At 67.8% G+C, this 22,639-nt stretch carries 21 protein-coding genes; 10 read left to right on the top strand and 11 right to left on the bottom strand.

The window, feature by feature from the left end; genetic code table 11:
- Positions 1-174: 174 nt before the first annotated feature.
- Positions 175-669, top strand: coding sequence for a SigE family RNA polymerase sigma factor (locus tag OHA18_RS37775; protein ID WP_329000180.1), 495 nt, complete (start codon positions 175-177; stop codon positions 667-669).
- Positions 666-1,556, top strand: a complete 891-nt coding sequence (locus OHA18_RS37770) for a hypothetical protein (protein ID WP_329000179.1) — start codon at positions 666-668, stop codon at positions 1,554-1,556. Before OHA18_RS37775 ends, OHA18_RS37770 begins: the two co-directional genes overlap by 4 nt.
- 93 nt (positions 1,557-1,649) lie before the next feature.
- Here the strand turns inward: OHA18_RS37770 and OHA18_RS37765 are convergent, their stop codons facing one another.
- The 4 genes from OHA18_RS37765 to OHA18_RS37750 all read right to left on the bottom strand — a co-directional run bounded on the left by OHA18_RS37765 (position 1,650) and on the right by OHA18_RS37750 (position 6,446).
- Complete coding sequence (locus OHA18_RS37765; RefSeq protein ID WP_329000178.1) at positions 1,650-2,408, bottom strand: hypothetical protein; 759 nt, start codon at positions 2,406-2,408, stop codon at positions 1,650-1,652.
- Positions 2,405-3,055: a hypothetical protein gene (locus OHA18_RS37760; RefSeq protein WP_329000177.1), complete on the bottom strand. Its 651-nt coding sequence runs from the start codon at positions 3,053-3,055 to the stop codon at positions 2,405-2,407. Before OHA18_RS37760 ends, OHA18_RS37765 begins: the two co-directional genes overlap by 4 nt.
- Positions 3,056-3,134: 79 nt before the next feature.
- The gene (locus tag OHA18_RS37755; protein ID WP_329000176.1) at positions 3,135-5,678 is read right to left on the bottom strand and encodes an ABC transporter permease; all 2,544 of its coding nucleotides are present in this window, start codon (positions 5,676-5,678) and stop codon (positions 3,135-3,137) included.
- 3 nt (positions 5,679-5,681) lie between these two features.
- Complete coding sequence (locus OHA18_RS37750) at positions 5,682-6,446, bottom strand: ABC transporter ATP-binding protein (protein WP_329000175.1); 765 nt, start codon at positions 6,444-6,446, stop codon at positions 5,682-5,684.
- A 208-nt stretch (positions 6,447-6,654) separates the two neighbouring features.
- Here OHA18_RS37750 and OHA18_RS37745 point away from each other — a divergent pair, with 208 nt between their 5' ends.
- Together OHA18_RS37745 and OHA18_RS37740 are read left to right on the top strand one after the other, a co-directional pair.
- Entirely contained in the window at positions 6,655-7,959 is a 1,305-nt protein-coding gene (locus OHA18_RS37745) for a GAF domain-containing sensor histidine kinase (RefSeq protein WP_329000174.1), read from the top strand.
- A gap of 1 nt (position 7,960) precedes the next feature.
- Complete coding sequence (locus tag OHA18_RS37740) at positions 7,961-9,976, top strand: hypothetical protein (RefSeq protein ID WP_329000173.1); 2,016 nt, start codon at positions 7,961-7,963, stop codon at positions 9,974-9,976.
- Here the strand turns inward: OHA18_RS37740 and OHA18_RS37735 are convergent.
- Positions 9,936-10,337: a response regulator gene (locus tag OHA18_RS37735; RefSeq protein ID WP_329000172.1), complete on the bottom strand. Its 402-nt coding sequence runs from the start codon at positions 10,335-10,337 to the stop codon at positions 9,936-9,938. The two genes, OHA18_RS37740 and OHA18_RS37735, sit on opposite strands and share 41 nt — an antisense overlap.
- A gap of 88 nt (positions 10,338-10,425) precedes the next feature.
- Positions 10,426-11,097: a response regulator transcription factor gene (locus tag OHA18_RS37730; protein WP_329000171.1), complete on the bottom strand. Its 672-nt coding sequence runs from the start codon at positions 11,095-11,097 to the stop codon at positions 10,426-10,428.
- A 93-nt stretch (positions 11,098-11,190) separates the two neighbouring features.
- Here OHA18_RS37730 and OHA18_RS37725 point away from each other — a divergent pair, with 93 nt between their 5' ends.
- Positions 11,191-12,387 carry an MFS transporter gene (locus OHA18_RS37725; RefSeq protein WP_329000170.1) on the top strand — a complete coding sequence of 399 codons (1,197 nt, stop codon included), beginning with the start codon at positions 11,191-11,193 and terminating at the stop codon, positions 12,385-12,387.
- Here the strand turns inward: OHA18_RS37725 and OHA18_RS37720 are convergent.
- The gene (locus OHA18_RS37720; RefSeq protein ID WP_329000169.1) at positions 12,297-13,175 is read right to left on the bottom strand and encodes a helix-turn-helix transcriptional regulator; all 879 of its coding nucleotides are present in this window, start codon (positions 13,173-13,175) and stop codon (positions 12,297-12,299) included. The genes OHA18_RS37725 and OHA18_RS37720 overlap by 91 nt on opposite strands.
- A gap of 410 nt (positions 13,176-13,585) precedes the next feature.
- Between OHA18_RS37720 and OHA18_RS37715 the strand changes: the two genes are divergently transcribed.
- Positions 13,586-14,224: a class I SAM-dependent methyltransferase gene (locus OHA18_RS37715; protein ID WP_329000168.1), complete on the top strand. Its 639-nt coding sequence runs from the start codon at positions 13,586-13,588 to the stop codon at positions 14,222-14,224.
- A gap of 17 nt (positions 14,225-14,241) precedes the next feature.
- Here the strand turns inward: OHA18_RS37715 and OHA18_RS37710 are convergent, their stop codons facing one another.
- Positions 14,242-15,045: an MBL fold metallo-hydrolase gene (locus OHA18_RS37710; RefSeq protein ID WP_329000167.1), complete on the bottom strand. Its 804-nt coding sequence runs from the start codon at positions 15,043-15,045 to the stop codon at positions 14,242-14,244.
- A gap of 102 nt (positions 15,046-15,147) precedes the next feature.
- On the opposite strand from OHA18_RS37710, the gene OHA18_RS37705 reads away from it, so the two are divergent.
- Positions 15,148-15,756, top strand: coding sequence for a helix-turn-helix domain-containing protein (locus OHA18_RS37705; protein WP_329000166.1), 609 nt, complete (start codon positions 15,148-15,150; stop codon positions 15,754-15,756).
- A gap of 23 nt (positions 15,757-15,779) precedes the next feature.
- Here the strand turns inward: OHA18_RS37705 and OHA18_RS37700 are convergent, their stop codons facing one another.
- Positions 15,780-16,079: a hypothetical protein gene (locus OHA18_RS37700; protein WP_329000165.1), complete on the bottom strand. Its 300-nt coding sequence runs from the start codon at positions 16,077-16,079 to the stop codon at positions 15,780-15,782.
- 210 nt (positions 16,080-16,289) lie between these two features.
- On the opposite strand from OHA18_RS37700, the gene OHA18_RS37695 reads away from it, so the two are divergent.
- From OHA18_RS37695 to OHA18_RS37685, 3 genes are read left to right on the top strand one after another with little or no spacing between them, the layout of a single operon-like run.
- Positions 16,290-16,790: a DUF1269 domain-containing protein gene (locus OHA18_RS37695; protein ID WP_329000164.1), complete on the top strand. Its 501-nt coding sequence runs from the start codon at positions 16,290-16,292 to the stop codon at positions 16,788-16,790.
- 18 nt (positions 16,791-16,808) lie between these two features.
- A complete protein-coding gene (locus tag OHA18_RS37690) occupies positions 16,809-18,656 on the top strand; it encodes a glycoside hydrolase family 15 protein (RefSeq protein WP_329000163.1) in 1,848 nt (615 codons plus the stop codon).
- Between the two features lie 7 nt (positions 18,657-18,663).
- Complete coding sequence (locus OHA18_RS37685) at positions 18,664-19,335, top strand: GAP family protein (RefSeq protein ID WP_329000162.1); 672 nt, start codon at positions 18,664-18,666, stop codon at positions 19,333-19,335.
- Here the strand turns inward: OHA18_RS37685 and OHA18_RS37680 are convergent.
- Both OHA18_RS37680 and OHA18_RS37675 read right to left on the bottom strand, forming a co-directional pair.
- Entirely contained in the window at positions 19,332-20,258 is a 927-nt protein-coding gene (locus OHA18_RS37680) for an HAD family hydrolase (RefSeq protein WP_329000161.1), read from the bottom strand. The genes OHA18_RS37685 and OHA18_RS37680 overlap by 4 nt on opposite strands.
- A gap of 2 nt (positions 20,259-20,260) precedes the next feature.
- A complete protein-coding gene (locus OHA18_RS37675) occupies positions 20,261-22,615 on the bottom strand; it encodes an arylsulfatase (protein ID WP_329000160.1) in 2,355 nt (784 codons plus the stop codon).
- Between the last annotated feature and the right edge of the window lie 24 nt (positions 22,616-22,639).

Raw genomic sequence — 22,639 nt, 5'->3', positions numbered from 1 at the left:
CGCTGCGTACTACCCTGCCCATCGGCATTCATGCCGACCCGCCTCCCTCCACCTGCCGCGGGTTCACCCGTACGGACACCGCGCCGACGTGCCGTGATACGGGCAGCAAGGTCGATGCAACCAACTTCGCCCTCGGTGGCGTGTCTAACCCGGTATCGAGGATGGGGAGGTCAGATGAGTGATCGGGACGCCGCGTTCCAGGCGTACTTCGCCGCACGTTCCGACGCCATGCGTGGTACGGCGTACCTGCTGTGTGGCGACTGGCATCGCGCGGAGGACCTGGTCCAGCAGACGTTCACGAAGATCTATCTGGTGTGGCGCCGGATCCAGCGGCACGAGGCGATGGACAGCTACACCAGGCAGACGCTCGTCCGGACGTTTCTGTCCGAGCGGCGCCGCGGGTGGTTCCGGCACGAGTCGGTCGGGTCTCCGGAGACCGATCGGCCGGCGCCGGTGTCGGGTCTTGCCGACGACCGCCTGGTGTTGCTGGAGGCGCTCGCGAAGGTGCCGCCGAGGCAACGGGCCGTTCTGGTCCTGCGGTACTGGGAGGACCAGTCCGTCGAGCAGACGGCCGCATTGCTCGATTGCTCGGCAGGGAATGTGAAGAGTCAGGCTGCGCGCGGGCTGGCGACGCTGCGCGGTCTGCTTGAAGAGGAGAGGGTTCGATGAACGAAGAGGATCTCAACGAGGCTTTGCATGACGTGATGGTGCGCAGCAGTCCGCCGCCGTCGATGGATCCTGCGTACGCTCTCGACCAGGCTCGCCGGGTGCGGAAGCGGCGCAGGGCGGCATGGGCCGCGGCCTCCGTCGTACCGCTGGTGGTCGGCATCGCGGCCGCTCCGGCACTGGTCGCGCACTACGCCGGTAGCCGGTCGGCGGGCCCGATGGTTGCGGGCGGCCCCAGCACGACGCAGTCAGCGCCTGCGACGCCAGTGGCCACACCGTCGGCGGTCTCCACGGTGACGCCGACGGCGCCGACGACGCGGAAGTCCAATGATCCGTGGCCGGAGGGCCAAGTGGATCGTACGGCGACAGCCGGTCCTCGCGCCGTCCGGGCCGTGACGTTGATGAACAAGCTGAGCTCGTCCGTGCCGCCCGGGTTCAGCACACCTAATCTGAAGTACCCGGACGGTCGCTCGATGAGATGGCCGCAGGCCCAATATGCGTCCAATGACGGGGAGCAGGACTACTGGGAGTACATGGCCGTCATCCCGGTGCAGAAGGACGACCGCGTCGGCCAGTTGCTCGTGCAGTCGACCACGCCTGACGGGAAACCGGCCATCGACCCGTGCAAGCTGGCCAAGAAGTTCTGGGGTGGCACCGGTACCTGCGCTGTCATGAACGTCGGCGGTAAGAAGGTCGGCGTGCTGACCACCAATGGACACGGCAGCTACGACCAGTGGGCCGCCTACCGGTACGACGACGGCACCGTGGTGTACCTCGCGCAGACCAAGAAGACCGACAACCCGGCCGTATCGCCGTTGAAGCAACCGGCCTTCACCAGCCACCAGCTGGCCGAGCTGGTGACGTCGCCGAAGTTCAAGATCAGCACCTGATCGGGAAGGTCGGCTCGAGCCCGAACGGCTGGTCCGGGCCGCCGGCGACCATGCGGGACGGATCGGAGACCGAGGCATCCCGGACGCCGACGGTCATGGAGTGGCCGTTCCTGGTGTCGCGGTGTCGCGACGGGAGTTCCGGGTTGCGACGGTGACGACGATGACCGCGATGCCGATGAGCAGCAGTACGGCGCCGACGACGAGGGCAGCGATGGAGATGGGCAGGATGACGGGGAGTTCGGCGGCGGCGCTGATGTCGGCGTCGACGCCGGGCGAGCCGTCCGCGTTCATGATCAGGACCGACCAGTTGCCGTCGGCAACGTCCCAGGTGAGGGTGCGTGCTCCGGTGCCGCTGTCGGACGCCACCCAGAAGGACTGCCCGGCCGCGTCCACGGCGGGCTTGTCACCCGGATGCGCGGTGTACGTCGCCTTGAACGGGGAGGCGTCGATGTCGGACAGCTCGTCGTGGCCGACCCCGTTCAGATACTTGGCCACCGCGTCGGCCGGGCCGATGCCGATGAACAGCGGGGTGCCGGCGTTCCGGGACTCCAGCCGGATCCGGACCTTGCCGAGCGCGTCCTGCGCGGAGAAGGTGTCCGGACCGGCGACGTCGATGTCGAGCGAGGGGACCGACAGCACCGAGGTCTCGGTGCTGAACCGCTCGGGGCCGGCGGTGAAGTACCCGTCGTCGTCCCGCTGGGTGTGCAGCAACATCCCGGCCGCGCCGCCGGCGAATACGCCGCCACCGAGCACGATCAGCAGGCTGCCGAGGATCACGAGCAGGGTGCGCCAGCCACTCCACCGGCGCACGGTGGGCGGCCGTCCGCCGGATGCGACGGGAGTCGTGGTCATGACCGGACCTCGGCCCGGTCCGGTGTCCTGATCATCCACACGCCGAGCCAGACCATCGCCACGCCGAGACCGATACCCCACGGCGGCAGCAGAGCGTTGAAGCCGAGCAGGCCGCCGATCACGATCGCCACGCAGATGACGCGCGGGAAGACACCGGCACGCAGACTGGCGATGCCGAACAACGCCCACCCGATGGCGAACAGCAGATAGCTGCTGATGGCGCCGATCACGATCAGACCGGACGGATCGATGTCGAGTACCTGCGGCGCGACGTCGGCGAGATAGGTGACGTAGAACGTCTCGAACCACAGGTCGCCGCCGAGCCACATCGTCCCCACCAGCGCCCCGATCAGCCCGACGACGCCGAGCCGGCCGGCCTTGTGCGCCTGCCAGCTGTACGCCGCGACCGCGGCGATCGCCAGCAGGCAGAAGGCGACGAAGTACGCGATGCCGCTGATGCGGTAAACGAGGTTCTGCGACGTTGCCTGGTGATGGTCGCGATCGACGATGGGAAGGATCACCAGCTCGACGGTGATCATCAGCGCGCCGGCGGCCAAGGCCATCGGGCCTGCCAGCCGGGCGAGTGGTGAGCGTGCCTTGTCCTGCGTGATGGATCCGTGGTTCCGCGGTGTATCGAGTTCGGTCATGGTGAGCAAACCTCTCGGCGAGTGGGGATATGGCGGTGCGCCACATCCCCAGGTATGGATGGACGGATCGGCGTGAGGGTCAGTCGGCCACCACCGCCTTCAGGACGTCGACCTTGGCGGCGGACCGGGCCGGGCCGATGGCGGCGAGCACGCCCGCGACGGCGGCGAGGACGACGTACAGCGTCACCTGCAGGCCGGGGACCGAGATGGACTTGATGCCTTCGTCCGCGAGTGCCTGGGACAGTCCCAGCCCGAGTCCGATGCCGAGGGCGGCTCCGGCGACTGCGCCGATCAGGGAGATCACCACGGACTCCCAGCGGACCATCGCCCGGACCTGAGCCTGCGTCATACCCACTGCCCGGAGCAGGCCCAGCTCACGGGTGCGTTCGAACACCGACAGCACCAGTGTGTTGACGATGCCGAGCAGCGCGATCACGACGGCGAGCAGCAGCATCACGGTCACGAAGGTGAGCAGCTGGTCGATGAATCCGCCGGCCTCCTTCTCGAAACCCTTCCGGTCGAGCACCTTGGCGTCCGGGTGGTTGGCCAGCGCGTCGGAGATGGCGCTCTGCACGTTCCCGATGTCGGCGCCGTCCGCCAGCGTGACCAGTCCGGACGCGATCAGTTGCGGGCCGGCAACGGCTGTCTGAGCGGCGATGCTGATGACGTAGTCGTCGCTGATCCAGCCTTTGCTGTCGTAGATGCCGACGACGCGGAGGTCGTGTTTGCCGGTCTCGGCGAACTCGCTGTGGATGACGGTGCCGACCTTCCACCCGTGCGTGGTGGCGGCTTTCTGCGCCACCACGACGCCATTGGTGCCGAGGTCGTCGACGGAGCCGGACGACAACCGCAGGTTGAGGCCCGCATCGGCGGTCGCGGGGTCGATCGCGGAGTAGCTCGAAGCGGTGCCGTTGAACCGTGCTTGGCCCCAACCGCTGGCTGTGACCTCGTCGACCCCGGAGACGCCCTGGGCAACCTTGATGACCTCGGGGCCGAAGCCAGGGGCCTGCGCACTCGAGGGAGTCACGAACAGTTCGGCGTTGGTCGAGTCTCCGACGATGTCGGTGAACGACGCCTTCAGCGACGAGGCGAACACGCCCATGCTGACGACGAGTGTCAGGCCGACCATCAGTGCGGCCGCGGTGGACGACGTACGGCGCGGATTGCGCATCGCGTTCTGTCGGGCCAGTTCGCCGGGCAGCCCACGCCACCGCAGCGGTACGCCGATCAGCGAGGCGAGCGGACGGGCGGCGATCGGCAGCAGCATGAGGACGCCGACGATGATGGCCAGCAGGCTGGGTCCGAACAGCTTCATGGTCAGGCCGCCGTACAGGGTGGTGAACAGGCCGGCCAGGCCGAGGCCGGTCACGACGACGCCGGCGGCAACCCGCTTGCGTGACGCGTTGCCGGCGCCGGGCACTGCGTCGCGCAGAGCCTCGATCGGCAGCACCTTCGTCGCCCGGTATGCCGGTACGAGCGCGGCCACGACTGTCACCAGGATGCCGACCAGCAGGCACAACCAGATGGTGCGCGGCTGGACCTGCATCGAGGTGCTGGGCAGGGTGAACCCGACGCTGTCCATCAGCAGTTGGAGGCCCTTGGCAACCAACAGCCCGAGCGCGATGCCGATGGCGGACGCGATGGCACCCAGCAGAAGTGCCTCGACGATCAGGCTCCGGTTCACCTGACGCCGGGTGGCGCCGATGGCCCGCAGCAGAGCGATCTCCCGGGACCGCTGGGTGATCGTCATCGTGAACGTGTTCCAGATGATGAAGGAGCCGACGAACAGCGCGATCCCGGCGAAGATCAGGAACACGATGCCGACGAACTTGAGGTCCTTGTTCACCGCGTCCGTGGACTCCTTCACCACGGTCGCGCCGGTGACGGCTTCGGCGCCCTGGGGCAGGACGGCGTTGATCCGTTGCGCGAGCTCGGCCGGTGGTACGCCGGCGTCGGAGCTGACGTTGATCGACTCGAAGAGCCCGGGCGCTCCGAGCACCTGCTGCGCGGTCGCGGCGTCGAAGTACGCGCCGGTCGTCCCGCCGAGGTTCTTCTCGTTGCCGAACCCGACGGTTCCCACCACGGTGAACTCCTGGGTCGGTCCCTGGAACAGCACCTTGATGGTGGAGCCGACGGCGATGTGGTGCTTCTCCGCACTGGTTGCGTCGATCGCCACCTGGTGCGGTCCCGACGGTGCGTTCCCGCTGAGGAGCTTGACGTCACCGCGCAATGCGGTGTCCGCCGCCAGGCTGTAGCCCATGGTCGGAGCTCCGCCACTGGTCAGGACAGCCCGGCCGTTGTTGTCGGTCAGCAGCGCGTAGCCGCTGACCGTACCCTCGGCGGTGCGGACGCCGTTGACCGCGCGTACCCGGTCGACGACGGTCGCTGGGATCGGGGCCCGGCTGGTGCTGATGCCTTCGGTCTGGCTGTACGCCGCCTTGGTACGGACGACCGCGTCGGTGCCGGCGGAGACCTTGCCGAACAACTGGTCGAAGGCGAGGTGCATGGTGTCGGTCAGGACGAGAGTGCCGGCCAGGAACGCGACCCCGAGCGCGATCGAGGCGATGGTCAGGGCGAGCCGCACCTTGTGTGCGAGCATGCCGCGCAGAGTTGCCGTGAACATGACTCAGCCTCCGAGGTGCTTCATGAAGTCGAGTACGGCGTCGGCCGTGGGCTCGAACATCTCGTCGACGACGTGGCCGTCGGCCAGGAAGAGGACCCGGTCCGCGTAACTTGCGGCCGTCGGGTCGTGGGTGACCATGACGACGGTCTGGCCGAGTTCCTTGACCGCCTTGCGCAGGAAGTCGAGGAGTTCGGTGCCGGACGCCGAGTCGAGTGCGCCGGTGGGCTCGTCCGCGAAGACGATCTGTGGGCGCGAGGCGAGCGCACGGGCCGCGGCCACTCGTTGCTGTTGCCCTCCCGACAGCTCGGTCGGGCGGTGGGTGAGCCGTTCGGCCAGCCCCAGCTTGTCGACGATCGACCGCACCCAGGCCGCGTCCGGTTTACGGCCGGCGATGCGGATCGGCAGCACGATGTTCTCCGCCGCGGTCATCGTCGGGAGCAGGTTGAACGACTGGAAGATGAAGCCGATCTGATCCCGGCGCAGCAGTGTGAGTGCTTTGTCGTTGAGCGAGCTGAGCTGGGTGTCGCCGAGGAAGACCTCACCCGACGACGGCCGGTCGAGGCCGGCGAGCATGTGCAGCAGCGTCGACTTACCCGAGCCCGACGGGCCCATGATCGCGGTGAAGTGGCCGGCCTGCAGCGTGACATGAACGTCTTTGAGGGCGGCGACCGTCGCGTCGCCGGTGCCGTAGAACTTGCTGACGCCCTCGGCCCGGGCCGCAGCCGCGGTCGGAGCGATGGTGCTGGTCAGGCTGGTGGAGGCAGACATGGGTGGGTTCCCCCTGCGGGTCGATCGGCCGCCCCGGAACGAGCGGGCCGTGCTACCAGCAAAGGCGTTCCTGCCGCCCGTTCCCATCGGGCTGGGCGCACTGCGGCCGGAGGCTGGCCGTCGGCGATCAGCGGTCGATCGTGTGGATAACCCACCTCCAGGGGTTCGGGCACTCCCATCTCGGTAGGGGGTGGCGCAGACTGCAGAGATGAGGGCGTGGGGGCGATGGCTGACGAGCCGTGAAGGACTCGCCGGCCTGCTGGTTCTGGGCGGGCTCGCGGGGTTCGTGGTGCTGGTGTACGTCGTCATCGTCCTCGGCGGCGGCACTCTGATCGGGCGCACGGCCTCGCCGCACCTGGGACTCTCCGTACTCGCCACCGCAGTGGTGGCTCTGGCGCTCGGGCGGGTGCAGTCACGCCTCGAGGTCGCCGTGTCGCGGCTGGTGCACGGTGGACCGCATTCGCCGTACGAGATCCTGCGACGCTTCTCGCCCGTGGTGACCGGCAGCCGGGACAAGGACGACCTGCCGGCCCGGATGGCCGAGATCCTGGCCGACGGCACCGGTGCGAAGTCGGCGCAGGTGTGGCTGATGGTGGACGGTCACCTCAGGCTGGCCGCGACCTGGCCACCCGATGCTGCGTCGCCGAGTGCCTCCGCCGTCAGTGATGTGCCGGGGCGGCGGGAGCTGCCGGTACGTCAGGCCGGTGAACTGCTCGGCGTCCTCGTCGTCCAGGAACACGAACACCTGCCGCTCACCCCGGTCGAGGAGCGGCTGTTCGCGGGCCTGGCGAACCAGGCCGGGCTGGTACTGCGGGGAGCCCGGCTGCGCGCGGAACTGGTGCACCGGCTGGCGGAGCTGTCGGCGTTGGCGACCGAGCTGCGGAGGTCCCGGGAGCGACTCGTCGACGCACAGGACGCCGAGCGGAGACGGCTGGAGCGCGACATCCACGACGGTGCGCAACAACATCTGGTCGCCCTTGCGGTGAATCTCAGCCTCGCCCGCACCTTGGCCGACCGGGCGCCCGAACGGGCCGATCGGCTGGTCGAGGAGCAGCGCAAGGCGGCGACCGCGACCATCGAGACGATCACCAGCCTCTCGCGGGGCATCTACCCGAGCCTGCTCGTCGACGAGGGCCTCGAGGCCGCGCTGCGTACCGCGATCTCCGGGAGCCCTCTCCCGGTCGCACTCGCCGTCGCCGGCCTCGGCCGCTACCCGGCCGACGTCGAGGCCGCGGCGTACTTCTGTGCGTTGGAGGCCTTGCAGAACTCGGCCAAGCATTCGGCGGCGAAGGCCGTTCACCTAGGTCTGCGGGGCGGTCCTCGAGTGCTGGACCTCACCGTCCAGGACGACGGCGCCGGATTCGATCTGCAGGCGGCGTCCGCGGGGGTGGGCCTGGCCAACATGCGTGATCGGGTCGAGTCGGCCGGCGGAACCCTCACGATCAGTACGGCGCGGTTGCGCGGCACCCTGATCGCCGCGAGGCTACCGGGTCTGCGCCGGCAGGGAACCTGACATGTACGCACGGGTGGCCTGGGTACTGACCGCGCTCACCGTGGTGATCGCTGGTACGGATGTCTGGGTCACTTCGATGTACCGGCCGTTGCTGTCCCAGCAGGCCGTGGCCGTGCACGGCTTCCCGTTCGTCACGATCGCAGTCGTGGGTTGTGCGGCAATGGGCGCGCTCATCGTGGCGCGGTGGGCCCGGCATCCGATCGGCTGGATGCTCTGCCTGATCGGCTTCACGTCCTCGATCTCGTTGCTGGCTGAGGCGTACAGCGTCTGGGTGGTCAGCGCGGACGGGCCCGGGTCGCGGAGCATCGGCGGGGTCTCCGGCTGGATCGCCGCCCTGCTGGGTGGACAGCTCTCGCTCGCTGCGCTGGCCATGGTCTTCCTGGTTGCGCCGGACGGTCAGCTGCAGTCCCGCCGCTGGCGCATCGCGGTGGTCCTGATCCTGATCGGGTACGCCACGTATGCCGGAAGCCTCTTGACGGTGTCGCCTCGCGAGTTCGACATCGATACGCGGGTAGACGGAGCGGTCGGCAGTCTGCTGTCGCTGCTCGGTCTGCCCTTCATCGCCGGGGGACTGCTCGCTGCCATGGCGTCGGTGGTCCTGCGGTTGCGTCGTAGCCGTGGCCACCAGCGGCAGCAGTTGCGGCTGATCGCCGCAGCGGCGGTGTTCGTCGCAGTGAGCTTCGTCTACCTGATCGTGGTCCAGGCGCTCAACGGCGGACAGCAGACCTGGATCTCGTCGCTCCCGCTGTTCGTCTCGTATCCCTGCCTGCCGTTGCTGTTCGCCGTCGCGGTCCTGCGGTACCGGCTGTTCGACCTCGACCTGATCATCAACCGGGCCATAGTCTTTGCCTTGGGCACCATCTTCGCCGGGATCGGGTACGCCGGCCTGGTGCTGGCCGTCGCGGGCCTGGTGCACACCCGGACGAGCGGCTTCTGGGTGTCTCTGCTGGCCACCGCGCTGGTCGCCCTCGCGTTCCAGCCGCTCCGCCGATGGGTCGTCCGGCTGGCCAACCGGCTCGCGTACGGTGCCCGGGCGCTGCCGTACGAGGCACTGTCGGACTTCAGCCGCCGGCTCGCCGAGACGCCCTCACCGACCGCACTGCTGGCCGCCGTCGCAGAGGCGGCCGGGCGAGCGGTGTCGGCGAGATCTTCGACCGCGGTCCTGCAAGTGCCCGGCTCGGCGGGGATCTCGAAGACCTGGCCCGGCTGGTCCGACGGCCTGCCGGAGTACGAGGTGCCGGTCCGGCAGGACGGTGAGATCCTCGGCAGCATCGGAGTCACGATGCCGAGAGGCCGCCGCCTGAGTGCCGTCGATGAACGGCTGCTCCACGATCTGGCCGATCAGACCGCGTTGGCCTTCCGCAACGCTGCCATGGAGTCGGAGCTGGCCGCCCACGTTGCCACTCTGGATCGGACGACCGGCGCGCTCGCCGAATCACGCCGGCGGCTGGTCGCGGCGGACGATGCCACCCGCCGGCGGCTGGAGTCTGCGATCTCGCGCGACGTACTGTCCCACCTCGAACCGATGCCGGAGCGCCTCAGAACGCTGCGCGTATCCGGAACGGGCATCGCTGCATCGGCCGAGCTCCAGCGGCTCGTGACCCAAACGAACACCGCGCTGCAGTCGTTGCGGGAACTGACCCACGGGGTGTTCCCCACTCAGCTCGCACGATCCGGCCTGTCCCGCGCCCTCCGCTCACACCTGTCCAGAAACGGTACGACGGCCATCCTGCAGGTCGAGCCGTCAGCCGATCGGCGCTTCCCGGCCCGGGTCGAGGCAGCGGTCTACTTCTGCTGCGTCGAAGCCCTCAGCGCCGGCTCCACCGTCGCCCGGATCGATCTGGGCGTGGCGGGGGAGGATCTCATCGTCCGGGTGCGTGGAGTGGCCCGCGGCGATATCGACGTACAGTCGATCGTCGACCGGGTGGAGGCTGTCGGCGGAACGCCTTCGCTGGACGATCCGCTGGTGTTGTCCGTCAGAATTCCGGTCGGTGCCGAAGCGCCTGCCCCGGCCTAGCGACAGCGGCTGCCCAGGTGGAGACGAGTTGACCTGGGCCGAAGGTCGCCTTGGCCAGGTAGCTTGCCGCGCCACAGCCGGAGAGGTCGAACTCGGCCGCGTCGGAGGTCGAGAGCAGTACGACGATCGGCGGGTTCGCGTCCGAGGTGAGCTGCCGACTGGCCTCGATACCGTCGATGCCCGGCAGGTTCACGTCCATCAACACCAGATCCGGGCGCAGCCGGGCCACGGCGAGCAGCGAGTCCTCACCCGACGACGTCGCAGCCACGACCACGAACCCGTCGGTCTCCGACACCACGGCTGCGATCGCCCGGCGAAAGGGCTCCTGGTCGTCCACGACCAGAACACGTACGGCTGCCACTGACCCACCTCCCGGTCCCAGGGTGCTGCAGCAGTTGCCGCCGCGGCAGGGGGCTGACCGCTCAGCGGGGTGCGGTTGACCCCACAGCTCAGCGCCCGCCGGTGGCTTCGAGAAAGGCGAGCACTGCCATCACCCGACGGTTCACATCGGACTCGTCGGCCAGGCCGAGCTTCTGGAAGAGGGACCCGATGTGCTTCTCGACGGAGCGCTCACTCATGTACAGCGCCTTCGAGGTGGCCGCGTTGCTGCGGCCCGCGGCCATCTCCTGGAGCACTTCGCGCTCGCGTTCGGTGAGCCGGAGCAGCGGTGACCGCGCGTCCTGGGCTTTCCGTGCGAGCAGTCCCTCGACGACCCTCGGGTCGAGCACGGAGCGGCCACGTGCGACGTCGTACAGGGCTCGGACGAGCTCGTCGAGCTGCGAGACACGTTCCTTCAAGAGGTACCCGAGGCCTGCGACGCCGTCCGACAGCAGGTCGAAGGCGTAGTCCTCCTCGACGTACTGAGACAGGACGACGACTCCGGTCGAGGGGTGCTCGGCGCGGATCTGCTTGGCCGCGTCGATGCCTTCGGTGGTGAACGTCGGCGGCATCCGGATGTCGGTGAGGACCGCATCCGGCCGATGCTCGGCGACCGCCCTGAGCAGGCCGGCCGGGTCGACAACCGTCTCGACCAGGTCGATCTCATCGGCCTCGGTGAGGAGGGCGGAGATCCCTTCGCGCACAAGAAAATTGTCATCCGCGAAGACGACCCGAAGCCCCATCTCCACACTCTAGGCCCTCCTGATGAGACATCTGATCAATTGGTCGCGACAGCTGGTCAACTGCCGGAGCGCGGTCGCAGCGAGGCTTGGAGGGTGTCTTCTCTCTGTGACTCCTCCAGCCGGAACAGCCGCCTCGACGTCGGGCCGCCGGCCCAGGTGCGACGGCGTGGTTCTCTGCTGCCGCTCCTCGCTCTCGATCTGGGCATCTGCATGCTGGTCGCCAGCGAGTTCCTGCCGGCCAGTGTCCTGCCGGGGATGGCCGCCGACCTCGGCGTCTCCGAAGGTACGGCGGGATTGGCCGTTGCCGCGACCGCGGTCGCCGGCGCCGTCACCGCACCGTCCATCGCGGTCGTGCTGCCGCGGGCCGACCGGCGGCTGGTCCTTCTCGGACTGCTGCTGGCCGCAACGATCGCCGACCTGGCGGTGGCGCTGGCTCCGGGATTCGCGGTGATGCTGGTCGGCCGGCTGCTGCTCGGGGTCGCGATCGCGGGGTACTGGTCGTTCGCGTTCGGGGCCGGCATCCAGGCGTTGCCCGGTCGTGAGCGGCTCGTCTCGACCAGCTTGTCGGTCGGGGTGAGCGTGGCGACGATCATCGCCGTACCGCTGGCGTCGATCGGCGCCGACCGGGCCGGGTGGCGTCCGGTCTTCGGGGTGGCTGCCGCTTTGACCGCGGTCAGCTTGGTGCTGCTGGCCCTGGTGTTCCCGCCGGTACCGGCGCATCCGTCGGCCGGACTCGCGATGATGCGCAGCGCCCTGCGTAATCCGTTGCTGATCGCGGGGCTGGTCTTCATCGTGGTCGCCGTCTTCGGGAACTTCGTGGCCTATCCGTACATCAGGTTGGCGATCATGCGGGTCGCGCCGGATGGTTCGGCCTGGTTGCTGCTGGCCTGGGGACTGGGCGGGCTGCTGGGCAATCTCGCCGCCGGCGCCTTGGCGAAGCGGTTGACGCTGGCAACTGCTGTCGCGCCGATCCTCTTGTCCGGGAGCCTTGCCGTCACCGCCTATGCCGTCGGTGTCCCGATGTTGGCGGTCGGCATCGTCGTCTGGGGGCTCGCGTTCAGCATGATGCCGGTGACGACTCAGCTGTGGGTCGCACGGGCCGAACGCGAACACACCGAGTCGGCCATGTCGCTCCAGGTAGCCGCATTCCAGACCGCGATCACCGTCGGCTCAGCGGTCGGCGGCGCAGTGGTCGACGGTCACGGTGTCAGCGCGGCGCTGGTGCTGGGCGCAGCGGTCGCGGTGGTGAGCGGCGTCGGCTTCGCAGTACTGCGGACACCGCGCACCTGACGCAGCTCGGCTCTCCAGGACTGTGGAGACAGCCCGTGTTCGGACGTGAACGCCCGGCTGAACGCCGCGATCGATCCGTACCCGCAGCGGGACGCGACGGCCTCGACCGGGAGGCCGGGATCGGCGAGCAGCAGCCGGGCCTCGCCCATCCGGACGTCCCGCAGCATGCGGATCGGGCTGCGACCGAGCGCCTTCTGGAACCGTGTGTTGAGGGCGGAGCGGGACAGGTGCGCGAGAGTCGCCAGCGACTCCACACTCCATTGCCCCGCAGGATCGGCAACCACTGCTTCGAGCACGCGGGTCACCAGCGGATCGACCTCGTCTGCCTCCGGATGCTCGTCCTCGAGCCAGGAGTCGGTCATCGCGGCGCCGATCAGGGTTCCGTACCCTTCGCCGAACGTCGAGGCGCGGCAGTGGCCATCCAGCGGGCAGCTCTTGACCAGTTCGGCGACTCCCGGGTGCCGGGCCGCGAAGCCGCGGACGACGAGGGGACTCGGGATGGCATGAGCTGCGACAACCACCCGGAGATCGGCCGCCGCGAGCTCGGCCCCGGCGGCGGTCGTCACGGTGAACCCGGTCTGCGAATCCAGCCAGGCCGCATCACCCACTCCGAGCTCGCTGGTGCCGGCGGCCGTCCTCAGGGTGACGGCGCCGCCCAGCACGAGGAACCACAACGGCCCCGGTGCGCCGAGCGACGCCTCGCTGTCAAGCTCCTGGTGCCGCAGCCCGCCGATGTCGAAACGAGCCGCCGGACGTCGTCCCCGGCCTCGGAAGTCAGTTTCAGCCACGAACAGAGAACCCCGGACCCGCCCTGTCCTATTCCCGAGCAGGCCGACACTGTCCGTACTCAGCAAAACAAGGCATTGAAAGCATCGATTCCGGTAATCGTACAAATCATCGGACAGTTATGTCGCGCACCGGATTACGTGAATAAGAGAAGTGCGGGTTCAGAAATAGCAATTCAGCAACGCAGGGTACGAGGGGTACGACAGGCCGTATCTCTTGGAAAGCGGCGGTTGCATTCGTTGAAAATGGGATATGTTGTCACGGGTGCCTGGTCGGCCGGCCGGGCTCAAATGGGGGATTTATGTCGATTCAGGGGAAATTGCTTGCGGGGGTGAACCGGGCGGCAAATCCGTTGGGAGTGCAGCTGGTTCGCGGTCACAGCACCGATCCGGCGGTTGGTCCGTTCCTTCCGATGCGGAGGACCGTCGCCAAGGCGGAGCGTGCGGGGCTGTCGGTCGGTGACTATCTGGAGAGTTACAGCTCGGCGCCGGGCGCGACTACCTCGACGGTCGAGGCGGTGCTTCGGCTGGGTGGGTTGCCGGAGGGGGTTGAGCGGGTCTGCGAGATCGGCCCTGGATCCGGCCGGTACGCGAGTCTTGTCATGTCCGCGCTGCGACCACGCGTTTACGAGGTGTACGAGACCGCTTCGGACTGGATCCGCTACCTGCGCGAGAAGTTTCCGCAGATCCTCGTGCAACCGGCTGACGGTCACACGCTGGAGCACACGGCGACCGCCTCGGTCGATCTGGTCCACTCGCACAAGCTGTTCAACTACATACCGTTCGTGGCCACGCTCGGCTACCTCGCTGAGATGGCCCGGGTGGTGCGCCCGGGGGGAGTGGTCGCGTTCGACGTCATGACCGAGGACTGCCTCGACGATGCGATGACTGCCACCTGGTTCGCCCACCCCGAGCGCGGCATGATCTACGCGCTGACCCCACGCCCCTGGATGCTCGACTTCTTCGCCGAGCGAGACCTCGATCTGCTGGGAAACCAGTTCGTCCCACTCGCCGGTGTGCGCACCGAACTGCTCGTTTTTCGCCGTCGATAGCCAGCATCTGCGCGGCGTCAGAGGTATTCCAGCGCATAACCGCCGCCCGAGCGGGTTACGCGGGCGATGCCGGGGGAGTCGAGGTGGGCGCCGGCGACGAAGTAATTCGGCTGGGTCAGTTGTTCGAGGAGGTCCGCCCGCGCGGCGCGCGCCTCGGACTGGTCGCCGTCGAGCTCCCAGGACACGTTCGGCTGATCGAATTGCAGCGTGGGAACGTGGACGGTGTCGCCCCAGACGAGAAGGTGACCGGAGCCGCTCCTGACGTCGTACACGGTGTGACCGGGCGTGTGGCCCGGTGTCGGGATCGCGGTGGTCCAGTCGTTGACGGCGACCTTCTCCGACACGGGTACGACGCGCTCGCGAATCGGCTCGAGTCGTCCCGTGAACACCGAGATGTCGCCCGCTCCGATCCACACCCGCTCGAGTTTGCCGAACGCTTCTGAACCGTCCGGCGCGATCAGGCCGCTGACGTGGTCTTCGTGTCTGTGGGTGATCGCCACATCGGTGATGTGCGTGCGATCGACTCCCGCTTCGTCGAGCGCGTCGTAGATCAAGCCCATGGTCGGGTCATGCCAGACGTTCGACGCGCCGGTGTCGATGAGAACGGACCGCGTGCCGTCGGTGACGAAGAAGGCATTGACCGACAGCCGCAGGTTGTCGCCGGCCAGCGGTACGGCGGCCGGCAGCTCCTCGAGCGGGCGCCCGTCCTCGCCGCGGAGCCGGGTCGGCGGCATGTCGATGTACCCGTCGCGCAACGAGACCACCTGCAGATCGCCGAATTCGAACGTGGCATGGTGCCGGCCACTCGACCTCAAACGCATGGAACCCTCCCTGATGATGACTATCTCCGATAGAAGACCATATCTTCTTTAGGGGAAACCGTAAACTGGGAGCAGCGAGATACCCATCTATCGAGGAGCACGGTGGTCAAGCGAGACGGAAACGCGGGCGAACCACAGGACGGCGACGACCTGGCCGGCGCGTTCGGCGGTAACGTGCGGCGTCGCCGGGAGGAGGCGCGCCTGACGCTGGAGCAGCTGTCCACGCGGTCGTCGGTCAGCCGGGCGATGCTTTCCAAGGTCGAACGCGGTGAGAAGAGCCCGACGATCGGCATCGCGTCCAGGATCGCTTACGCGCTCGACGCGTCGCTCTCGGACCTGGTCGGTGCGCCGGCTGCTGCCGCGTCCGGTGTAGCCATTGTGATGCGCAAGAAGGACCGGCCCGTCTTCCGTGACCCGGAGACCGGCTTCGAGCGGCACATGGTGTCAGCGGCCCCGGGCGCGGGAGGGGCGGAAATGATCGTCCACTACCTCCCCGCGCAGGTGTCCACCGGCCTGCTGCCCGCGTATCCGCCGGGTACGGAGAAACAACTCGTGGTGCTCGACGGCACTCTCACCGTCGCGATCGGCGGGATCAGCGAGACCCTGAACACCGGCGACTCCCTGTTCTTCCGGGCCGACGCGGACCACGGCTTCGCCAACCGGACGAACTCTCCCTGCGAGTACATCATGGTCGTCTCGCGCAGAACCTGATCGGCCCGAAGTCCGGTCGCGGGTCAGATCTGGACGGTGCCGGGGTAGCCGGGGACCTGGCGGCGCTGGGTCCAGCTGGCGCCCCAGTGGATGACGTCGAGGAGGCCGGCGAAGACGACCCAGAACCAGTCGAACCCGGTCAGGCCGCCACCGGTGTGGAGGACGACGTACATGAGGGTCGCGAACGGCAGGAAGATGATGCCGAGCAGAGGCCAGAACCAGCCGTCGAACGCCTCGTCCACAAGTTTCGGGCGTGCGATCCACACGATCAACAGACCGAAGCGCGGGAAGATACCGGCCATCATGGCGAACAAGCAGCCCATGTCGTTTCCTCTCGCGCAGTCCGGCGGGTCGACGGTTGCCTTGGATCGTTGCCTGCGAGTTGACGGCGAGCATCATCCGCGCCGGATGAATCGATCACGCAGCTGAGGCACCTAGTCCGCCCGGGGTGAGGCAGTACGTCGGGGCCGGAGGCATCGTAAGGAACCTCGGACCCGTGTGCGGCCGCCGTCGCCTGATCAAAGGAGAGACCCGTGGGATCTGACATCAAGGCTCCCGTCGACCTGTACATCGCTGCGTACCCGGATGCGGAAGCGGCGCGAGGCGATTGGGACACGATCAAGCAGGCTGCTTCGGACGATCTGATCAAGGTCGACGGGCTGGTGCTCATCAGCCGCGGGGCCGACGGCAAGATCAACGTCGACGACGACTTTCACACGGCCCGGAAGGGCGCTGTCTGGGGTGCGGTCGGCGGTGCGGTCATCGGCCTCATCTTCCCACCGAGCCTGCTGGCCGGTGCGGCGGTCGGTGCGGGAGCCGGACTTGGCATCGGTGGTCTCAAGTCCCACCGGGAAAAGGCCGCGATCAAGGCCGACGTCGAGGACTCCTTGCCGCTGAACAGTTCGGGCATCGTGGCGCTGTTCGAGGAAACCTGGGTCACGGACGTCGACAAGGCGCTGTCGCACGCGGAGAAGGTGACCAAGCACGAGGTCGACGCGGACAGTGCGACGGAGGTCAAGAACGCGGCCAAGTAGTCCCGGGGAGGAGCCGACATGAAGGACTATCCGGCGATTGCGGATCACGGCTTGATCGGGGACCTGCAGACTGCTGCCCTCGTCAGCACGGACGGATCCATCGACTGGTTCTGCGCCCCGCGATTCGACTCGCCGAGTGTGTTCGGGGCGCTGCTGGACCACGAGAAGGGCGGCCACCTGCGGATCCGCCCGTCGCATGGCACGTTCGACACCAAGCAGCTGTATCTCCCGGACACGGCCATCCTCATCACGCGCTTCCTCACCGAGGGCGGTGTGGGTGAGGTGGTCGACTTCATGCCGGCGACGAGCAGTACGCAAGCCACCGGGAATCACCGGATCGTGCGGCTGTTGCGCTGTGTGCGTGGGCGGATGACGTTCGACCTGGACATCGCACCGCGGTTCGACTACGGGCGCAAGGCTCATCAGTGGCATCTGACCGAGCACGGCGCCGTCTGCACGAGCGACGGTGCGGCGCTGACCTTCCACGTTGTGCGGGAGCCCGACGACGAACAGCTCGTCGAGCCGCGGATCGACGACGCCGGGGATGTGCAGGTCTCGTTCACCCTGGAGGCCGGGCAACTGCGTGGACTGATGCTCGAGACCGCGGCCGACGGACCGCCACGAGCGATCCGGGTCGCAGAGGCACAGCAGCTGTTCGACGACACCGCCGGTTTCTGGCGGGACTGGCTGACGCAGTCCACGTACACAGGTCGCTGGCGGGAGATGCTCGAGCGCTCGGCGATCACGTTGAAGCTGATGACGTACGCACCGAGTGGCGGCCTGGTGGCGGCGCCAACCGCCGCGCTGCCCGAGCAGATCGGCGGCGAGCGGAACTGGGACTACCGCTACACGTGGATCCGGGACGCGTCGTTCTCCATCTATGCCTTGCTTCGGATGGGGTTCACCGAGGAGGCGACCGCCTTCGCGAGCTGGATGCGGGACCGCGTGCAGGAGAAGGCGGGCGGAGCCAGTGGACCGCTGAACATCATGTACCGCGTCGACGGTTCCTCCGATCTCGTCGAGGAGACCCTGGAGCACTGGGAGGGGTACCGCGGCTCCCGCCCGGTGCACATCGGCAACGGCGCCGCCGATCAGCTGCAGCTGGACATCTACGGCGAAGCGCTGGACAGCCTCTACTTCGCCGACCGGCGCGGCCTGAACGTAGGCCACACGGGCTGGCTCGCGGTCCGGGACCTGCTGGATTGGCTCACCGACCACTGGGACCAGCCCGAAGAAGGCATCTGGGAGACCCGGGGCGGCCGCAAGGACTTCACCTACGGCCGGGTGATGTGCTGGACCGCGTTCGACCGGGCGATCCGGCTCGCCACCACTCGGTCCCGCCCGGGACCGGTGGACCGCTGGACCCGGGCCCGGGACGCGATCTACGACCAGGTCATGGCCCGCGGGTTCGACTCGGAGCGGGGTGCCTTCGTGCAGCAGTACGGCGGCAAGGTGCTCGACTCGTCTCTGCTGCGGATGCCCACGGTGGGGTTCATCACTCCACGGGATCCGCTGTGGCTGTCGACGCTGCGGGCGATGGACTCCGAGCTGGTCACCGACAGTCTCGTCTACCGGTACAACCCCGAGGCGTCGCCGGACGGCCTCCGCGGGTCGGAGGGCACGTTCTCGCTGTGCACCTTCATGTACGTCGACGCGCTCGGCAAGGCCGGCCGGGTCGAGGAAGCACGGCTCACCTTCGAGAAGATGCTCACCTACGCCAACCACCTCGGCCTGTACTCCGAGGAGATCGCGCTGACCGGTGAACAGATCGGCAACTTCCCGCAGGCGTTCACCCACCTCGCCCTGATCGACGCCGCCATGACCCTGGACGCCCAGCTCGACCGGAAACAGCACTCAGAGAGCTGAGGGCGCAATGGGCGGTGTGATCGGCGAGATCCTTCCCCTCGCGCTGGGGGTCGCGATCAGCCCGATCCCCATCATCGCGGCGATTCTGATGCTGTTGTCGCCGAACGCGAGGACGACCAGCGTCGGGTTCTTCGTCGGCTGGATCGGCGGGGTCGTCATCGCGGTCACGGCATTCACTCTTCTCTCCGCGCTTCTGCCCGAAGACGATTCCGACGCCTCGAAGCCGATCCAGGGCACGATCAAACTCGTCCTCGGCGTGCTGCTGATCCTGTTGGCCGCCAGGCAATGGCGGGCCCGTCCACAGGGTGAGGCGGTGCCCGAGTTGCCGAAATGGATGTCGGCGATCGACACCCTGACCGCGGTCAAGGGTCTCGGCCTCGGGTTTCTCCTGTCAGCGCTGAATCCGAAGAACCTCATCATGGCCGCTGGGGCCGGCATCGCGATCGGTGCCGGCGGCCTCGATACCGGTCAGACCGTCGTCGTCATCGTCGTTTTCACGGCGATTGCAGCGTCTACCGTCGCGGTGCCCGTCATCGGCTACCTCGCGGCCGCCGACCGAATGGCCGAACCGCTCGAGTCGCTGCGCGGATGGCTGGTCCGGGAGAACACTGTCGTCATGGCCGTCCTCCTCCTGGTCATCGGCGTGGTCATGATCGGCAAGGGGATCGGAAGCTTCTAGCCGCCCGCTTCGGGGGCGAAGACTGTTGCCCAGTCGTTCCTCATGCTGACCACCGTCCAGTCCTCGGCGCGAGCCTGTTCGAGTGACGTCTCGGCGCCCGAGGTGTAACTGAACTCGCGTTCCTCGTCGTCGTGCAGCACGAGCAGCCGCAGTCCGGGACGCCCGGCGTACCGGAGCATCGGGATGTCGCCGTTGGAGTTGCCGCCGGCAACGACAGGCCGGCGGCCGATCCGGCTCCAGATGCGGACGGGTTTCATCGGGCCGTCGTCGAAGACGTCCATCTCGGCCTGGTACACGACCGATCCTCCGGTGTCGTCGTCCTGGTACCGCAGCCCGGCCGAGCTGCCGATGACGCGCTCGGCCGGAATGCCGTAAATCTCGTCGGTGACCGGGCGCATGAAGTCGCGGTCGCCTCCGGACACGATGTACGTGGTGAACCCATTGGCCTCCAGATAGCGCAACAGTTCGACCATCGGGAGGTAGGCGCAGTCCCGGAACTGCCGGCCGAGCGTCGGGTGGGGAGCCGTCCTGAGGAAGCGCTCGGCCAGCGCCGCGTAGGTGTCGACACTCATCGTGGCGAACGACTGAAGGATGCCGCCCAGCAGGACCTTCACGTCGCTGTCGTCGCCGTGGTAGTGCTTGGTGATTACACCTCCGAGCCAGGCGTAGTCCTTGTTCCGGGCTGCCTGCCACGGCTGACGTGAGCGCAGGCTGGGATCCCGTTCGGCCATCTCGGCGAGCCGCTGCAGGATGAAGGCGAGCTCTACCGGCATCGGCTTCTCGCACCACAGCGTGCCGTCGTTGTCGAACACCGCGATCCGCTCGGAGGGCGGAACGTACTGCGCCCCGCCCTCCTGCACTGCCTGCTCGACGTAGTCCACGATCGCCTGTCGAGCCGGAGTGTCCTGCCAGGACGACAGCATGTCTACTCGCGCATCAGCATCAGGGCGGCTTCGCGTTCGAGGTCCAGGTACGGGTCGCCGCTGACGTCGACCGCCACCCGGTTGATCGTTCCGCCGGTGAAGGCGTGCGGGGGCGCACCCGGGTAGTCGTCGGTGATCGGCTCGCCGTTGTGCCGTCCGACGTAGAGGCCTGCACCCGCGATGGCGAAGGCTCCGAGCTGCGTCTTGATCTGCCCCTCACCGACCTTCTCGTCGCCGTGGTAGAGCGAGAGCGTGCCGGTCGCAGCGTCAGGGTCCATCCCTTGCTTCTCGAAGGAGGCCGACAGGATCAGGTCCTCCCCCGTCGGAACGTCCTTCGTCCCGACGACCTGCTGCTCCAGCGCGCCGACGAAGCTGTTCACGTAGTGCAGCCGGTTGTCCTTCACGTACAGGGCATGGCCACCGAATCTGGCACCCATCGCGAAGAGCACTCCCTCGGCTCCCGGTGCCGGGATGTCGACCGCCGCGCCGATCGTGAACGAGCGGTTGCGGGTGTTGACCGCCTGCCACTCCGAGACCGGGGCAGTGTCCGGGTAGTAGACGTAGCGGTCCTTCGCCGCGGTCAGCTGGGGCCGGGCGGTGCCGAGGATCTCCACCGCGGAGCGGTCGTCGAGCGGGAAGGCCTGGTTCGCGCCGGCCTCGGAGAACCAGATGTTCACCAGTTCGCGCAGTTTGTCCGGCTGCTCCGCCGCGAGGTTCCTGGTCTCCGACCGGTCGACCTCGACGTGGTAGAGCTCCCACTCGTCGGCGTTGAAGTCGCCCCAGCCGGCGATGGTCGGGTGGGTGGTGACCGCCTTCCAGCCCTCGTGGTAGATCGCGCGGGATCCCAGCATCGAGTAGAACTGGGTCCGCCGTCCGGACTCGGCGGACGCGTCGTCGACACTGGCGCGCATGCTCATCCCGTCCAAGCCGCTCTGGGTGTGTCCCTTGATCGTCTCCGGGGCGTCGACGCCGAGTACGTCGAGAATCGTCGGGACGATGTCGATCGCGTGGTGGTACTGGTGGCGGAGTTCGCCACGTGCGGTCGCGCCCCCGGGCCACGAGATGATGCAGGGGTCCGAGGTGCCACCACTGAACTCGTAGCGCTTCCACATCTTGAACGGGGTGTTGAACGCCATCGCCCAGCCGTTGGCGTAGTGGTTGTACGTCTTCGTGCCACCCAGGTCGTCGAGCTTGGCGAGGTTCTCGGCCAGGTCGTCGTCGATCCCGTTGGCGAACTTCATCTCGTTGACCGAGCCGTTCGGGCCGCCTTCGCCGCTCGCACCGTTGTCGGACACGACCACGACCAAGGTGTTCTCGAGCTGATCGGTTTGCTCCAGGTACGCGAGCAACCGGCCGATGTGGTGGTCGGCGTGCGCGAGGAATCCGGCGTACACCTCGGCCATCCGGGCGAACAGACGCCGCTCGTCGGCGTTCAGCGTGTCCCACGGACGGGTGTAGTCCAGCGCCGGGAACGGCTGGTGGTCCGGGCCGCTGCGTGACTCGGGGGTGCCGATCGGATTCACCGGCGGTAGTTCGGTGTCGGCCGGCACCAGACCGAGCTTCTTCTGACGCGCCAGGGTCTCTTCCCGCATCGCCTCGTACCCCTGGTCGAAGTGGCCCGCGAACTTGTCGATCCATTCCTTCGGCGCGTGGTGGGGCGCGTGGCAGGCGCCGGGTGCGTAGTAGAGGAAGAACGGCTTCTCCGGAGCGATCGCCTTGGCGTCCTTGATGAACTCCACCGCCTTGTCGGTGATGTCATCGGTGAGGTGGTAGCCCTCCTCGGGGGAGCGTGGCTGGTCGACCGGGTGGTTGTCGTAGACCAGGTCGGGATACCACTGGTTCGTCTCGGCTCCGAGGAACCCGTACCACCGCTCGAAGCCCCGGCCGGTCGGCCAGTTGCGACGCGTCGAGGCGAGGTTCATCTCGTCGGTGGGGCACAGGTGCCACTTGCCCACCATGTAGGTGTTCCAGCCGCGTTCCCCGAGGATCTCCGACAGCATCCCGTTCTCTGGTGGGATCGTGCCGCTCGCGTTCGGGAATCCGATCGCCGCCTCGGTGATGCACGCCATGCTGTTGCGGGTGTGGTTGCGGCCGGTGAGCAGCGACGACCGGGTCGGCGAGCACAGCGCCGTCGTGTGCCACTGGGTGAAGCGCACCCCGCGCGCGGCGATCGCATCGATGTTGGGGGTCTCGATCGGGCCGCCGTAGCAGCTCATCGCCGAGAACCCGACATCGTCGAGCACGATGTAGACGACATTCGGCGCACCCTCCGGCGCCTTGGGCGGCTCGAACGGCGTCCAGTCCGGCACGGAGTCGCGGATATCGACATTGATCGTTCCCCGGAACGGCACAGGCATGACGTCCCCTCCTCGCAGATTGAT

The organism is Kribbella sp. NBC_00709, from assembly GCF_036226565.1.
Taxonomy (GTDB): domain Bacteria; phylum Actinomycetota; class Actinomycetes; order Propionibacteriales; family Kribbellaceae; genus Kribbella.
The sequence above is the reverse complement of the archived record's forward strand: the minus strand, read 5'-3'. Positions and strand labels throughout refer to the sequence as shown.